The 14,419-nt window shown below is 65.1% G+C and carries 13 protein-coding genes; 5 read left to right on the forward strand and 8 right to left on the reverse strand.

The genetic code is table 11. The features are described 5' to 3' along the window. Window positions 1–61: 61 nt before the first annotated feature. A complete protein-coding gene (locus IDF66_RS04985) occupies window positions 62–523 on the forward strand; it encodes a flavodoxin domain-containing protein (protein WP_190265901.1) in 462 nt (153 codons plus the stop codon). Between the two features lie 9 nt (window positions 524–532). On the opposite strand, the gene IDF66_RS04990 is transcribed toward IDF66_RS04985, so the two are convergent. Beyond that, window positions 533–1,399: a DMT family transporter gene (locus tag IDF66_RS04990; protein ID WP_164311013.1), complete on the reverse strand. Its 867-nt coding sequence runs from the start codon at window positions 1,397–1,399 to the stop codon at window positions 533–535. A 129-nt stretch (window positions 1,400–1,528) separates the two neighbouring features. On the opposite strand from IDF66_RS04990, the gene IDF66_RS04995 reads away from it, so the two are divergent. From IDF66_RS04995 to IDF66_RS05005, 3 genes are all read left to right on the forward strand, one after another. Continuing rightward, window positions 1,529–1,810, forward strand: a complete 282-nt coding sequence (locus tag IDF66_RS04995; protein WP_190265902.1) for a hypothetical protein — start codon at window positions 1,529–1,531, stop codon at window positions 1,808–1,810. Continuing rightward, the gene (locus IDF66_RS05000; protein ID WP_190265903.1) at window positions 1,807–2,301 is read left to right on the forward strand and encodes a SixA phosphatase family protein; all 495 of its coding nucleotides are present in this window, start codon (window positions 1,807–1,809) and stop codon (window positions 2,299–2,301) included. Before IDF66_RS04995 ends, IDF66_RS05000 begins: the two co-directional genes overlap by 4 nt. A gap of 149 nt (window positions 2,302–2,450) precedes the next feature. Next, window positions 2,451–2,834 (forward strand): ArsR/SmtB family transcription factor, encoded by a 384-nt coding sequence (locus IDF66_RS05005; RefSeq protein WP_317628590.1) that lies wholly within the window; start codon window positions 2,451–2,453, stop codon window positions 2,832–2,834. A gap of 12 nt (window positions 2,835–2,846) precedes the next feature. Here IDF66_RS05005 and IDF66_RS05010 read toward each other — a convergent pair whose 3' ends face one another. The 5 genes from IDF66_RS05010 to IDF66_RS05030 all read right to left on the reverse strand — a co-directional run bounded on the left by IDF66_RS05010 (window position 2,847) and on the right by IDF66_RS05030 (window position 8,894). Continuing rightward, window positions 2,847–3,800, reverse strand: coding sequence for an esterase/lipase family protein (locus IDF66_RS05010; RefSeq protein ID WP_388000958.1), 954 nt, complete (start codon window positions 3,798–3,800; stop codon window positions 2,847–2,849). Then, complete coding sequence (locus IDF66_RS05015; RefSeq protein WP_388001021.1) at window positions 3,797–4,930, reverse strand: DNA polymerase IV; 1,134 nt, start codon at window positions 4,928–4,930, stop codon at window positions 3,797–3,799. The genes IDF66_RS05010 and IDF66_RS05015 overlap by 4 nt, the downstream gene beginning before the upstream one ends. Before the next feature lie 370 nt (window positions 4,931–5,300). Then, window positions 5,301–6,032 carry a hypothetical protein gene (locus IDF66_RS05020; protein WP_190265906.1) on the reverse strand — a complete coding sequence of 244 codons (732 nt, stop codon included), beginning with the start codon at window positions 6,030–6,032 and terminating at the stop codon, window positions 5,301–5,303. Between the two features lie 349 nt (window positions 6,033–6,381). Next, window positions 6,382–7,158, reverse strand: coding sequence for a carbon-nitrogen hydrolase family protein (locus IDF66_RS05025; protein WP_190265907.1), 777 nt, complete (start codon window positions 7,156–7,158; stop codon window positions 6,382–6,384). Between the two features lie 32 nt (window positions 7,159–7,190). Beyond that, complete coding sequence (locus IDF66_RS05030) at window positions 7,191–8,894, reverse strand: flavin monoamine oxidase family protein (RefSeq protein WP_190265908.1); 1,704 nt, start codon at window positions 8,892–8,894, stop codon at window positions 7,191–7,193. Between the two features lie 143 nt (window positions 8,895–9,037). Between IDF66_RS05030 and IDF66_RS05035 the strand changes: the two genes are divergently transcribed. After that, complete coding sequence (locus IDF66_RS05035) at window positions 9,038–9,403, forward strand: VOC family protein (RefSeq protein WP_190265909.1); 366 nt, start codon at window positions 9,038–9,040, stop codon at window positions 9,401–9,403. 102 nt (window positions 9,404–9,505) lie between these two features. Here the strand turns inward: IDF66_RS05035 and IDF66_RS05040 are convergent, their stop codons facing one another. Together IDF66_RS05040 and IDF66_RS05045 are read right to left on the reverse strand one after the other, a co-directional pair. Further along, window positions 9,506–10,228: a hypothetical protein gene (locus tag IDF66_RS05040; RefSeq protein ID WP_190265910.1), complete on the reverse strand. Its 723-nt coding sequence runs from the start codon at window positions 10,226–10,228 to the stop codon at window positions 9,506–9,508. Between the two features lie 201 nt (window positions 10,229–10,429). Then, entirely contained in the window at window positions 10,430–14,386 is a 3,957-nt protein-coding gene (locus tag IDF66_RS05045) for a DNA-directed RNA polymerase subunit beta' (protein ID WP_190265911.1), read from the reverse strand. Window positions 14,387–14,419: the final 33 nt, after the last annotated feature.

Here is a 14,419-nt window from a genome sequence, read left to right on the forward strand (position 1 = left end):
TAGCCTACCTTCAACTATGTGGTCGTGACCTCCGCGAGGCGAGGTCGAAAGGGGTTCTGTCATGTCGGTCGTCATCTTGTACGGCACGGAAACAGGCAACTGCGAGTTGGTCGCGGACGCCATCTCCGATGTCCTCGCGGTGAATCACGACCCGTCGATCTATGACATGAGCGAGTACTCGGTGGAAGATCTCGATCCCGCCGACTTCCTGATCATCGTGTGCTCGACCTATGGCGAGGGCGAGCTGCCCAGCGGTGCCGAACCGTTCGCCGAGGAACTCGACGATGTGGAGCCGGACCTGACCGGCGTGCGTTTTGCGCTGTTCGGGCTCGGCGACAGCGTGTACGGCGAGACCTTCAACCACGGCGGCGAGATCATCGCCGAGAAGCTGGCCGCGCGCGGAGCCGTGCAGGTCGGCGTTCACGCACGTCACGACAACTCGTCGGCGGTCAAACCGGCCGCACTGGCGGCCGAATGGGCCGAGGGCATCATCGAATTCGTCGAGCCGGTCAACGCCGGCTGACGCGCCACCTCACGGGACGACGACCTCGTCGGCCGCGGCCTTCCGCGTTCGGCAATTGGCCTCGTCGGCACGGACCGCGGCAAGTTTGGCGAGTTCGAGGACGGCACGGACCATCAGGGCGAGCACGACGCCGAGGAACAGCGCGGTCGGCACCGAGACATTGAGGTTCTCACCGAGCAGCACGACACCCAGTCCCATCGAAACCGCGAGTTCGATCACCGTGAGTGCCGGGAACGACGTCTGCAGCTCGCCGGCGCCGAACGCCCGCTGCTGGGCGACGACACCGCCCGCGGCCACCACGAGGAACATATAGAACTCCGGCTGGAGGAACGCTCCCACGAAGTCGTGGATGAACTGGTAGGCGATGGTCTTGACCAGCAGCGCCGACATGCCGAACAGGGCTCCCGCGGTGACGCCGTACAAGAGCGCCTTGTAATGCTGATTGGACCGTTCGGCCGCCAGGACGCAACCGACCAGGACGACGATCACCGCACCGATCGTCACGACCATCAGCAGTCCGCCCGGCCGGCGTAGCGACGGCTCGGGTCGCGAGATGGCCAGGAAGACCGTCACGCAGACCACCAGCACTGCACCCCATGTCCACTCCGGCTTCAGCGGCCATCGGTGATCGGCCCACGCCTCCATCGGCAGGGCGAACAGTATCGCGAGCACCACGAGGGGTTGCACGAGCAGAATCGATCCCAGCCCCAGGGCCGCGACCTGCGCCGCGAATCCACACAGGGCCACGGTCGCACCGATCCACCAGCCCCGACCGATGGCGCCGCTGGCATGGGACGCGCGCTGACGCATCACCGTACCGCCGGCGATCAGTACTGCTGCGAGGATCGACAGCAGCGCGGGAACCCAGGAGTGCACCCTGTCCAGGCTATCGGTTGGCGAGCGTGGTTCAACCTGTCCGGATCGACGCGGGTCACGGTAGGTGTCCACCACGATGTCACGGTGTGTGTCCACCACGATGTCGGCTCGGCGTCGTAGGTTGGGTGCATGCGGTACCAGGCCGAACTCGAACGTCTCACCACATTGGACGCCGACGCGATCAGCCGCGCCTGTTCGTCACGGGAGGCGGTCATGGAACTGATCGAGGTGGCGATCGACGAATGCATCGAGTACGACGAACTCGCCGACGAGCACCTCGCGACCGGTGACCACGAGGACGCCGCCTATTGCCGACAGGAGGCTGCCGCGTGGCGCGCCACCACGGCCGTGCTGCAGACACTCGGGGCTGCGACGTTTCGGCCGCGCCGTCGTTCCGCGGGCGCGGCATGACGCGCACGCTGGTACTGATGCGGCACGGGAAGTCCGGCTACCCATCGGGGGTCGGAGACCATGAGCGCCCTCTGGCCGACCGCGGCCGACGTGAAGCCGCCCTCGCCGGACGATGGATGGCCGACGAGGGGCTGGCCATCGACGCCGTTGTGTGCTCGACAGCCACCCGGACGCGCGAGACCTTGGATCGCACCGGCATCTCCGCGCCCACCACCTACGTCGACGACATCTACGGTGGCGCACCGCACGAGATCCTCGAGGCACTGAGGATCCACGCGCCCACCGACGCCTCGACGGTACTGGTCGTCGGACATTCGCCCGGCATGCCGACCACGGCCCTCACCCTCGATTCCGACGGATACATCGAGCGTTTCCCGACTTCGGCCTATGCCGTGGTGACGATCGGACTCCCCTGGGACCGGATCGGAGTCGATGTCGACCCGGACGCCCATCTCATCGGCGTACGCATCCCCCGGGCCGCCGACGACTGACCGCCGCGTCGAGGCTCTCCGCGTCGTGACGTCCACCGAGCATCCCGATGCGGTAACGTCCGGATCGGATTGCGGAATTGCGCAATCCGTGTATCCGTCAAGCCATGGGCCCGCCGCTCCCGGATCGTCGCTCGCAAGGAGATCTCCACGTGCCGACCACGACCTCGACCAGCTCGGATGGTCCCGAGCGGCCGCTGTACGAGATCAAGGCAAACCTGTTCAAGGCACTCGCCCACCCCGCACGCATTCGGGTTCTCGAGGTACTGAGCGCGAACGGGGATCCGACGGCGGTGAGCGAGCTGCTCACGATCACCGAGATCGAGCCGACACGACTCTCGCAGCACCTCGCCGTGCTGAAGAGGCACCACGTGGTGGCCGCCCAACGGGTGGGCAACTCGGTGTTCTACGAACTCGCCCATCCCGAGATCGCCGAGCTCCTGGTGATCGCCCGGACCTTCCTCGCCGCCACGCTGGGCGCACGCCGCGACCAGCTCGACGCCATCGCGTCGTTGCCGCCTCTGACCAGGTCGTGACGGCTCCCCCGGTCAACCACCCGTGTAGGGCGGTACCGCAACACACGGCACCGGACGCGGATGTGCCGAATCCAACGCATTGAGCACCATCGTCGACGATCGGCGATTGGCGACGATCGAGAGGTGATCGGAATGATCTTCCGGACAGCCTTGCTGCACAACGATATTTGTCACCTGCGTCCCGGGCGGACCCGCGAGGAGCCCATTGCTGTAGGGCGTCACGATCTCGTCGTCGCGGGTCGTGATGTTGGTGTAGCGAACACCCGGTAGGTACGGGGTGCCCCGACGCACCGCGTGATTGAAATCCGTGTCGGACGGAGGTGCCGAGCAGTCCGCGCAGTGCGGGGGCGTCAGCGGCGAGATACCCAGTCTCCGCTGCACGAGCGACACCATCGCGCTGCGGGCATCGTCTTCGTCGGGCCCCTGCCGCCAGTACGGGGCGAGCGACACATAGTTCGCGACCTTGTCACGCCCACCGAGGTACTTCATCCAGTAGGTCGGGATCTCGGTGCCCAGCGAATGGCCCACGATATCCACTTTCTCGGCGCCGGTGGTGGCCAGAACACGGTCGGCGAATGTCTTGATCTGCCAGGCACCGTCCTGCTTCACCCCGAGCCCACCGAGTGCCGAGGCAGGCCACACGGTGGACAGCGCCCCGTAGGTCGGCGCGTAGACACAGTAGCCGGCGTTGGCCAGTACCGGCGCGAGCGTCGCCCAGTTCGTCTGTCGGCCACCACCGCTGCCGTGTACCAGGATCACCGGTCGTGGATGGATGCGTGAGGGTCGGCAGCGAAAATTGTTGGTACCCGGTAGCGATCCACCCGGGTTGCCGAGTTCGGCGGTGACCCCGGCGAGGAAGTCATAGGTCACCGGTAGCGGTTCGGGCCGCGCTGCCGCCTGCCCCGGGGCCACGAACCCGATGAGCGCCAGCAGCCCGGCCACCGCCCACACCAACCGCCGCATCATGATTCGTCCTCCGCCTCATCCGATTCGTCGGTGACCAGGTCCAACCGGACGCCGAGGAGCCGGACGGGTCGATCCCGTTCGAAGTCGTCGAGCAGTGCGACCACGACGGGCTCGATGTCGTCGTACACGGTGGTCGGTCCGGCCAGCTTGCGGGACTTGGTGCGGGTGAAGAACGTCGACGTCCGCAGTGTCACCGCAACCCGGAAGACCACCCGCTCCTCGGTCAGTACCTGGTCGAGCACCTCGCGGGCCAATACCTTTGCGGCTGCGCGCATTTCCTCCTGATCGACCAGGTCGACGGGAAACGTCCGCGACTTCGAGTGCGAACGGGCCAGCCACGGCTCCTCGGTGATCGTCGCATCGCCGCCCCCACGACACAGCACGTACAGCCAATTGCCCTGATGGGGACCGAAGATCCCGATCAGATCCTCGCGAGACGTCGCGATCAGCTGGTGCACGGTGTCGACTCCCTGTGCGGCGAGTTTCGCGGCCGTCTTCGGGCCGACGCTCCACAGATCGCGACACGGTCGGTCGCCCATCAACTCCAGCCAGTTCCGGGAGTCGAGGAGGAACACCTTGTCGTCGGCGGACTTCTTGGCGAAGCCGGTGGCCATCTTCGCGCGCTGTTTGTTGTCGCTGATCCCGATCGAACACGCGAGGCCGTTCGCGGACAGGACCGCCGCCCGGATCTCTTGGGCGATCTGGCGAACCCGCGTATCGTCGATCTCCGCCTCGGTGACGTCGGCAGCCCCGCCGGCCAGGATCGGCTCGACGCCCACATAGGCCTCATCCCACCCCCACACCTCGACGGGATGTCCGAAACTCCGTAAGACCGACATCACCTCGCCCGACGCGACGTCATAGGCCGGGATGTCCAACGGCAGATAGACCGCGTCGGGCAACTTTCGATGCGCGGCTCGCAACGGCATCCCCGCTCGCACCCCCACATCGCGCGCCTCATAGGACGCGCAGGTCACCACTTTTCGCGCCTCGGTGGGAACGCCGTTGCCACCGACGATCACCGCGACGTCGACGAGCTCTGGGCTCCGCAACCGCTCGACCGAGACCTGGAATTGGTCGAGGTCCACGTGGAGCAGCCAGCGGTACCGCCGTGGAGTGTCAGCCACGATCTCAGGGTACGACGACCGACTACGACGGCCGACCGGCTGCGATTTTTCGGGTCGGACCGGGCGCCGACGGCTGTACCGCCCGACGGTCCGATCCGACCCGACCCCGCGACGACGCCCTCCCCTGCGTCGACGTCGACAGGCCTTGATGCGCGGTTCGCAACGAACGCGCGGCACACTGCGGTTCACGCCAGGAAGGCGATTTGCGGGTGAGACCGGACAGCATGCCACCTCCACAAGATCCCCTGACGTGCCGAAACCGCCACCCCCGACGGTTACCCCCGAGTAGGTTACCGTTGCGTAAGCTACCGCATGGTAAGTCGGCCTGTCCAGTGGTCTGCGACACTTTTTCTTCCAGCTGTGATCCAGGCGGTCATTGTCGGGGCGAGATCCGCAGCTCCCGGGCGTCGAGACCGACACCGCGGCAGGCTTCGCGCAGCGCATCGGGGTTGTAGACGAGCAACGACGATGCCGAGGTGTCACGTTTGCCGCCACTGAACGGCACCGACCACCGGTCCGCGCCAGGGTCGGCGAAGAAGATGCTGGCCTTGCTGATGTAGATCGACAACAACTGGCGGGCATTCGCACTGAGGCCGGGTAGCGCCTCACCCAGCACTCGCCGGAGAAGAGCCCGGTCGTCGTGCAGGGGACGCGGTCGCAGGTGCAGAGCCCGCGACGCTGTTCGACAGTCGGTCGGGTCAGTCAGCGCGTGGACGGCGACGAACGCGAACGCGATCCGGACAACCGCGACCCCGTCGGGATCTGCCGACCACCTGGGGTATGCAACGATCGACTGCACTGCCCGAACGGGCAACGCGGACGGGATATGCGCGAGATGCCTTGGACCGCAGCCGCTTTCATCAAGCGCCTCGACGACCATCTGCTTGAGGATGCCGACCCGTTGCCCGTGCTTGCGCAGCATGCCGGACAAGGCGATCGACGACTCGAAGCTCAATGCGAACTGCTGGGGTGCGTCGAGTACGGCGTCGAGCCCGGGAATGACGACCAATTCCATGATCTCGATGGCCTCGAGTAGTTCCAAGGGCCGCCGGAAGGAATCGTCGGCCAGACCGCGCATGCGGATGGTGGTGAGTGTGTCGGGCATGGGTCCCCCTTGCGTTGATCCTGAGTGTTGTCCTGAGGACGTCACGCCATGACCCCGCCCCGACACGTGACGCATGACGAACGACCCGCCGGCTCGACGACCGGCACCGGATTGTGAGTCGTGATCGAAACCTCTTGCCGGAGATGACACCTCGGTCCGGTTGACGACAGACGCCGCCGGTCGAGATGAAAACCGACCCCCCAGCGCCCCTTACTGCTCAGTAACTTGCGGACGCGTAACGCTACCGTAGGGTACGGAAGCCGCTCTGTCCAGAGGCAAATCGGGCCACTACCTCGGGCTTCGGGCTATCGAACGTTCGGTCGCGGCGGCACCGCGACCGTTGCCGATGTCAGTAGAGGTCCGGTCGCCTATCCGCGAGGTAGGGGTAGCGCCGTCGTGACTCCACGAGGATCGAGCGATCGAGATCGGCGACGACGAGATCAGGCCCGCGATCGGCGGCAGCGAGGACCTCCCCGGTCGGGGCGACTATCTCGCTACGACCGCCGTAGACCAGATCCCCTTCCCTGTCACAGTAATTCGCATACGCCACGAAGGTCTGGTTCTCCAGCGCCCGAGCGCGGAGGAGAACATCCTGGACGGCGTCGTACTCGATCATGTTGGCGGTCGGCACGCACACGACGTCGGCACCACGCACGGCCAGCGACCGGACCAACTCCGGGAACTCGACCTCATAACAGGTGAGAAGACCCAGTCGCCAGCCATCCAGATCGGCGACCGGGGGCATGGCACTGCCGGGTGCGACCATCGCGCGGTCGAGTTCGCCGAACAGATGGGTCTTGTGGTGTGTGGCCACTCGGGAACCGGTGCGGTCGACAAGCCGGATGGCGTTGTACACCAATCCATCCAGCCCCCGCTCGGCGCATCCGTACAGAACGCCGATGCCGTGGCGTCGCGCCATCGAGCTGACCTGCTCGGCGATCGTGCCGCCCGGCGGGTCTGCGAGACGACCCGCCGCATCGGCATCGAGGTGATATCCCGGGACGACCATCTCCGGCGTGATCAGGAGGTCCACCGATCGCCGAGCGGACTCGGCGAGCACGGTGTCCAGACGCGCAAGGTTTCCCGCGACGTCGCCGGTTCGAGGTACGCACTGCCAGAGGGACATTCGTAGGCCGTGTGGAGTAGTCGTCAATTCCGTCACCCCCCGATGTCGATCGGACCGAGTTCGTCGTATCGGTCCCCGGGGCCCGGATTGTCGGGGTGCGACGACCCGCCGAAGTGGTGGATCACGCCCCACACGGCGTTGAGCGCGGTCTGCACGGCGCCCTCCACCCAGGCGGGCATGAACGACACGTCGTCGCCGGCGATGAAGATGCCTCGCTCGGCGGCCGGCAGTTGCTCCTGCCGGTGGAAATGCCCGTACATGCGGGTGTTGTATCGGTAGTGGCCGGGCAGGGCTCCCTTGAATGCGCCGAGGAAGTGCGGCTCGGCCTCCCAGGACACGGTCAGGGGGCGACCCACGATGTGTTCGGCGATGTCGACGTCGGGGTAGATCTTGCGTAAAGCATCGAGTGCCAACGAGACCCGTCGGTCCACGGGGTGTGGCAACACCTTGAGTGCGTCGCTCATCCAGGTGTAACTGAGACAGATGACCCCCGGCCGGTCGGGTCCGTTGTCGAAGAGGTAGGTGCCGCGCGTCAACCGGTCGGTCAGAGTCATGCTCATCGTGTCGCGGCCGGTGGTCGGGTTGCGATCGGTCCAGAACGGCCGGTCGACCATGACGAACGTCTTCGACGACTGCATGTATCGCGTCCGATCCAGCGCCATCCACAGATCCTGACTGAAAAGGCTCTCGTCACACTCGATCTCCGTGGACAGCAGCCATGCCTGGCACGTGGCGATCACCGCCGGGAACTCCCTCGAATCGCCCCAGTGGTCGATGACCTCGATGCGATCGGGGCCGACACGCCGGATCGCGGAGACCCCGGCCCGCGGGACTCCGCTGTGCAACGACGACAGACTGGTACCGACCGGCCAGTGCCGGATCCTGGCAGGGCTGTCGGACCACAATCTGCGCGGCACCTGCTCGGCCCCGCCGACGATCAGGTGTTGGCTGGTGTCGCAGTTGGTGACCACCACGCGAAGGATCTCCAACATCGAATTCGCGAAGTCGGAATCCCAACCGCCGGTGCCGAATCCGACCTGCCCGAAGAGCTCGCGGTGGCGGAAGGACAGCGATCCGAACTCATCGGAGGTGGCCAGGAAGTCGTAGAAGCTCCGATCGTCCCAGTCGACGACGAGGCGGTTCCACAGCTCCTTGAGTCGCGGGACGTCACGTTCCCGGATCGCATCCTGCAGCGCGGAGAATCCGGCGACGCGTTCCAGCGCACTGTCCCAGGCGTTCTCGATCTCGGTGTAGATCGGCGGCAGGTCGTCGAGGGTGCGGGCGTACAGGGTCTCACCGCCCAGGTCGATCACCGTGCTACCGGCCGCCTCGGTGAGCGGGTTGGGAAACGGCCGGCTGCGGAGACCGAAGGTGTCCACGTAGTGGAAGAACGTCGACGACGATGCCGGGAACCGCATGCCACCGAGTTCGGCGACCTCGGGCTCACCCGGAACGAAGTGCTCCGATCGCAGCCGGCCGCCGATCCGCTCGGGTTCGTAGACAACCGGTCGCAGCCCGACCTTCATCAACTCATAGGCGGCGACCATCCCGGCCATTCCCGCCCCGATGATCGCGACCTCGGCGCCCAGTGCGTCGGCCGGTATTGATCCGGTACCGGCGGGATGCGTGATCCAGTCATCGTGGGCGAACGGGAAATCGGGACCGAAGATGGTCACGGGCCGGTCGGGCTGCACCGTCCCAGCGTATGGCCCGAATCCGATCGGCGCGTCACACATCGTCCACTGGCGCGTCGGGACATCATTGACTCAGCCCTCGAATGCGGACGTCAGTTGTCCGCTATTTGGAGCAGACTCAATGTGTATCGAAGCTCGACCCGCACAATCGCCCCATAACAATCACCACAGACAGAGAGAAGATCATGGACTGGACACTCGAGGTTGCGTTTCTGCCCGTCACCGATGTCGACCGGGCGAAAGACTTCTACACACGGATCGGTTTCAATCCCGACCACGACCAGTCCCCCACCGAGGGCATCCGGTTCGTCCAGATGACGCCGCCCGGATCGAGCTGCTCGATCGCGTTCGGCAAGGGCATCGTCGATGGCGGTCCGCCGAATCCGGGAACGCTCATGCTGTGCGTCTCCGACATCAACGTCGCCCGCAAGCACCTCCTCGAGGCCGGCGTCGAGGCCAGTGAGGTCGACGAGCAGGCGTGGGGACACTTCGTCTACTTCGATGATCCGGACGGGAACCACTGGAACGTGCAGTACCTGCCGTATCGGTAGGCGAACTGAGTGGCGGGTGGTGACATCTGGGATCACCTCCTGAGAGTTGGGTCCACCTACCGATCCGATCGGCCACCAGATGCTCTAGAAGACACCGGCTGCCTATTGGAGCCGGGACGCCCGACGAACAGCCTTGGCGAACAGTTCGTTGAACTGCGCTGTGTCCGGAGCGGCGCCCAAACCGTCTACCTCTTGATAGAACTCGACCTGCACATTCCCGAGTTGAGCAAAGCCAACGACGGTCTGCCGTCTCCGCGGCGCTTCGCCTGATGACGGTGACGGGTCAGTCGTGACGTCGATCTGGATCACGAGGCAGTCATCCGCGTCAATTCCGAGGGGAGCGGGCACGACTGTGTACTTCTCCAGGGTCTCTCCAACTCCTGGAACCATCGAAACCGCCGACCTGCATACCTCGGCCAACGCTCGCTGGTCGTCGAGCGTCTGGCCGTTTCGGATGATTGTTTCTGAATAACGTGCGTCATCCGGACGCTTGGGTATGGCGACAACCCCGGTTCGCTGCGACTTCGCAATGAGAGGTACCTGGTCTGCCGTCAGCTTCGCGCACGCGGCGTTCTTGTTGACCCGTCCGTTGACCAGATCTGACTGGCTTCGAGCGCGCTCCGCTGAATCTACATTGCCGGGACTCGTCGTATAGCCAGGCGGAAAGTCATTCTGTCCCAGCAACCTTGCCTGATCTGGATTCCGCGGAGCCGACGAAGTTTCGACCGAGCGCCCAGTAACGCCACACGACGCGCTCGCGAACGCCAAGACGATCAGGGCGAAGATGCCCAGAACGCGCTGCAAATCGACTGCCCCCAATTTCATCAGTTTGTTCCTGGGTCAGGCAACGAAACCCCGCGCTTTCCCAGCGCACTCGCCTCCACTGTTGGACGCACACGTGGGCCGCGAGGTTCCACCAATCTCTCACGGACGCAGATCGGCCCCCACGCTGGGCGTGGGGGCCGATCTGACGAGATCTCGTAGCAACAGCACGCGGAAAGCGCGTGTTATTGCTACGGATTCGAACTAGCGGTAATCGTTGGAGAACCCGTAGTCGTCCAGCGGCACTGCAGCGCCGGCGGGGGCACCGAAGGTGCCGTCCGGGCTGTAGTACGTGTCGTCGTAGGACGGCACCGCGTAAGCTGCGGCACGCGCTTCCTCGGTCGGCTGAACCTGGATGTTGCGGTACCGGTTGATGCCGGTACCCGCGGGGATCAACTTACCGATGATCACGTTCTCCTTGAGACCGATCAGCTTGTCGCTGCGACTGTTGATGGCCGCATCGGTCAGGACACGCGTGGTCTCCTGGAACGACGCCGCCGACAGCCACGACTCGGTCGCCAGCGATGCCTTGGTGATACCCATCAGCACCGGACGTCCGGCCGCCGGCTCGCCACCCTCGGTGACGACGCGACGGTTCGCGTTCTCGAACTCGGCACGCTCGGTGAGCGAACCGGGCAGGAACTCGGTGGCACCGGAATCGATGATCGTCACGCGACGCAGCATCTGACGCACGATGGTCTCGATGTGCTTGTCGTGGATCGACACACCCTGGCTCCGGTAGACCTCCTGGACCTCGTTCACCAGATGCACCTGCACCTGACGCGGTCCCATCACGCGCAGCACCTCATGCGGATCGGCGGCACCTTCCATGAGCTGCTGACCCACCTCGACGTGATCGCCGTCGGCGAGCAGACGCTCACTGCCGTCGTCGTGCTTGAAGACACGCAGACGCTGACGCTTGGAGATCTTGTCGTACACGACCTCCTCGGAACCGTCGTCGGGAACGATGGTGATCTTGTAGAAACGATCGTCGTCCTCGAGGCGAATCCGGCCGGAGACCTCGGCGATCGGAGCCTTGCCCTTGGGCACACGGGCCTCGAACAGCTCCTGGACACGCGGCAGACCACCGGTGATGTCCTCACCGACGCCACCCTGGTGGAACGTACGCATGGTCAGCTGGGTACCCGGCTCACCGATCGACTGCGCGGCGATGATGCCAACCGCTTCGCCGATGTCGACGAGCTTGCCGGTGGCCATCGAACGGCCGTAGCACATCGCGCACACACCGGTACCGGTCGTACAGGTGAGCACCGACCGAACCTTGACCTCGGTGATGCCCGCACCCAACAGGGCCTCGATCGCCGGATCACCGAGATCGTGACCGCGCTCGACGATCACGGCCCCGCTCTCGTCGAGGGCGTCCTGTGCCAGCGTCCGGGCGTAAGTGGAGGTCTCCACGTGCGCATCACGGATCAGCGTGCCGTCGGCCTGCTTCTCGGCGATGGTGGTGGTGATACCACGCTCGGTGCCGCAGTCGGTCTCGCGGACGATGACGTCCTGGCTGACGTCCACCAGACGACGGGTCAGGTAACCCGAGTCGGCGGTGCGCAGCGCGGTGTCGGCCAGACCCTTACGAGCACCGTGGGTGTTGATGAAGTACTCGGCCACGGTCAGGCCCTCGCGGAACGAGGACTTGATCGGACGCGGGATGAACTCACCCTTCGGGTTGGTCACCAGACCCTTCATGCCCGCGAGCGAGCGGATCTGGGTCATGTTGCCCGCCGCACCCGACTTCACGATCATCGGGATCGGGTTGTTGTCCGGGTAGTGGGCCTCCATCGCCTGACCGACCTCTTCGGTGGCCTGCTTCCAGATCTCCACGAGAGCGTCACGACGCTCTTCCGGGGTGAGGGCACCGCGCTGGAACTTGCGCTCCAGGCCATCGGCCCGCTCCTCGTACTTGTCGAGGATCTCCTTCTTGGCCGGCGGCACCAGCACGTCGGCCATCGACACGGTCACACCCGAGCGGGTGGCCCAGTAGAAGCCGACGTCCTTGAGCTTGTCCACCGTCTGAGCGACCACGATCATCGGGTAGCGCTCGGCCAGGTCGTTGATGATGACGGCCTGACGCTTCTTCGGCATCTGCTCGTTGACGAACGGGTACTCCACCGGGAGCAACTCGTTGAACAGCACACGACCCAGAGTCGTCTCGAGCTGCCACGGCTGTCCGTACTTCCACCCGTCCGGGAACACCTCGGCCTCGATGTCGGCAGGCGGACGCTGATCGGTCAGCCGCACCTTGATCGCCGACTGCACGGTGAGCGCACCACGGTCGACGGCCATGATGGCCTCGGCGGGGCTGGAGTACACGCCACGCTCGACGTCGTCGGAGTTGGCCGCGCTGTACTCGCCTGCCGCACCATCGGTGAGGGTGGTCAGGTAGTACAGGCCGGTCACCATGTCCAGTCGCGGCATGGCCAGCGGACGACCCGAGGCCGGCGACAGGATGTTGTTCGACGACAGCATCAGGATGCGGGCCTCGGCCTGCGCCTCCGAGGACAGCGGGAGGTGCACGGCCATCTGGTCACCGTCGAAGTCGGCGTTGAACGCCTCACAGACCAGCGGGTGCAGCTGGATGGCCTTGCCCTCCACCAGCTGCGGCTCGAAGGCCTGGATACCGAGGCGGTGCAGCGTCGGAGCACGGTTCAGCAGCACGGGGTGCTCGGCGATGACCTCTTCGAGGACATCCCACACCGCAGGACGCTGACGCTCGACCATCCGCTTGGCGGACTTGATGTTCTGCGCCTGGTTCAGGTCCACGAGTCGCTTCATCACGAACGGCTTGAACAGCTCGAGCGCCATCAGCTTCGGCAGACCGCACTGGTGCAGCTTGAGCTGCGGGCCGACGACGATGACCGAACGGCCCGAGTAGTCGACGCGCTTGCCGAGCAGGTTCTGACGGAAACGTCCCTGCTTGCCCTTGAGCAGATCGGACAGCGACTTCAGCGGACGGTTGCCCGGTCCGGTGACCGGACGTCCACGACGACCGTTGTCGAACAGTGCGTCCACCGACTCCTGCAGCATCCGCTTCTCGTTGTTGACGATGATCTCGGGCGCGCCGAGGTCGATCAGTCGCTTGAGGCGGTTGTTGCGGTTGATGACACGGCGGTACAGATCGTTGAGATCGGAGGTCGCGAAGCGGCCACCGTCGAGCTGGACCATCGGACGCAGCTCCGGCGGGATCACCGGGACGGCGTCGAGGACCATGCCGAGCGGCGAGTTGCCGGATTGCTGGAACGCCGCGACGACCTTGAGACGCTTGAGCGCACGCAGCTTCTTCTGGCCCTTGCCGCTGCGGATGGTCTCGCGCAGCGAATCGGCCTCGGCATCGATGTCGAAGGTTTCGAGGAGCTTCTTGATCGCCTCGGCGCCCATCGCGCCGGCAAAGTACTCGCCGAAGCGCTCGTCGAGTTGGCGGTAGAGCTTCTCGTCGATGATCAGCTCGCCCGGGCTCAGCTTGACGAAGCGATCCCAGATCTCCTCGAGGTCGTCGAGCGCACGCTGCGCGTGATCGCGCATACGACGCATCTCGCGCTCGGCACCGTCGCGCACCTTGCGGCGCACGTCGGCCTTGGCACCCTCGGCCTCCAGCTCGGCCAGATCCTGCTCGAGCTTCTGCTGACGCTCGTTCAGGTCGACATCACGCTGGTCGGCGATCGCCTTCTTCTCGACCTCGATCTCGGCCTCGCGGGTCGAGAGCTCCGCGTGGCGCAGCTCGTCGTCCACCGAGGTGATCACGTACGCGGCGAAGTAGATGATCTTCTCGAGATCCTTCGGCGCGAGGTCGAGCAGGTAGCCGAGACGGCTCGGCACACCCTTGAAGTACCAGATGTGGGTGACCGGCGCGGCCAGCTCGATGTGGCCCATCCGCTCACGACGCACCTTGGCGCGGGTCACCTCGACGCCACAGCGCTCACAGATGATGCCCTTGAAGCGCACGCGCTTGTACTTGCCGCAGTAGCACTCCCAGTCGCGAGTCGGTCCGAAGATCTTCTCGCAGAACAGGCCGTCCTTCTCGGGCTTGAGCGTGCGGTAGTTGATCGTCTCCGGTTTCTTGACCTCACCGTACGACCAGTTGTGGATGTCATCGGCCGTCGCAAGACCGATCTTGAGTTCGTCGAAGTAATTGACGTCGAGCACTTGTTACCTTTCGAGAGCTCTAATGTCGTATGT

It is taken from the genome of Gordonia hankookensis (assembly GCF_014673215.1).
In the GTDB taxonomy this organism is placed as follows: domain Bacteria; phylum Actinomycetota; class Actinomycetes; order Mycobacteriales; family Mycobacteriaceae; genus Gordonia; species Gordonia hankookensis.

Bases quoted from the DNA above. Each gene is read 5' to 3' on its own strand.
- IDF66_RS04985 (WP_190265901.1), top strand. From the start codon at position 62: ATGTCGGTCGTCATCTTGTACGGCACGGAAACAGGCAACTGCGAGTTG.
- IDF66_RS04995 (WP_190265902.1), top strand. From the start codon at position 1,529: ATGCGGTACCAGGCCGAACTCGAACGTCTCACCACATTGGACGCCGAC.
- IDF66_RS05000 (WP_190265903.1), top strand. From the start codon at position 1,807: ATGACGCGCACGCTGGTACTGATGCGGCACGGGAAGTCCGGCTACCCA.
- IDF66_RS05010 (WP_388000958.1), bottom strand. From the start codon at position 3,800: ATGATGCGGCGGTTGGTGTGGGCGGTGGCCGGGCTGCTGGCGCTCATC.
- IDF66_RS05020 (WP_190265906.1), bottom strand. From the start codon at position 6,032: ATGCCCGACACACTCACCACCATCCGCATGCGCGGTCTGGCCGACGAT.
- IDF66_RS05025 (WP_190265907.1), bottom strand. From the start codon at position 7,158: ATGTCCCTCTGGCAGTGCGTACCTCGAACCGGCGACGTCGCGGGAAAC.
- IDF66_RS05030 (WP_190265908.1), bottom strand. From the start codon at position 8,894: ATGTGTGACGCGCCGATCGGATTCGGGCCATACGCTGGGACGGTGCAG.
- IDF66_RS05035 (WP_190265909.1), top strand. From the start codon at position 9,038: ATGGACTGGACACTCGAGGTTGCGTTTCTGCCCGTCACCGATGTCGAC.
- IDF66_RS05040 (WP_190265910.1), bottom strand. From the start codon at position 10,228: ATGAAATTGGGGGCAGTCGATTTGCAGCGCGTTCTGGGCATCTTCGCC.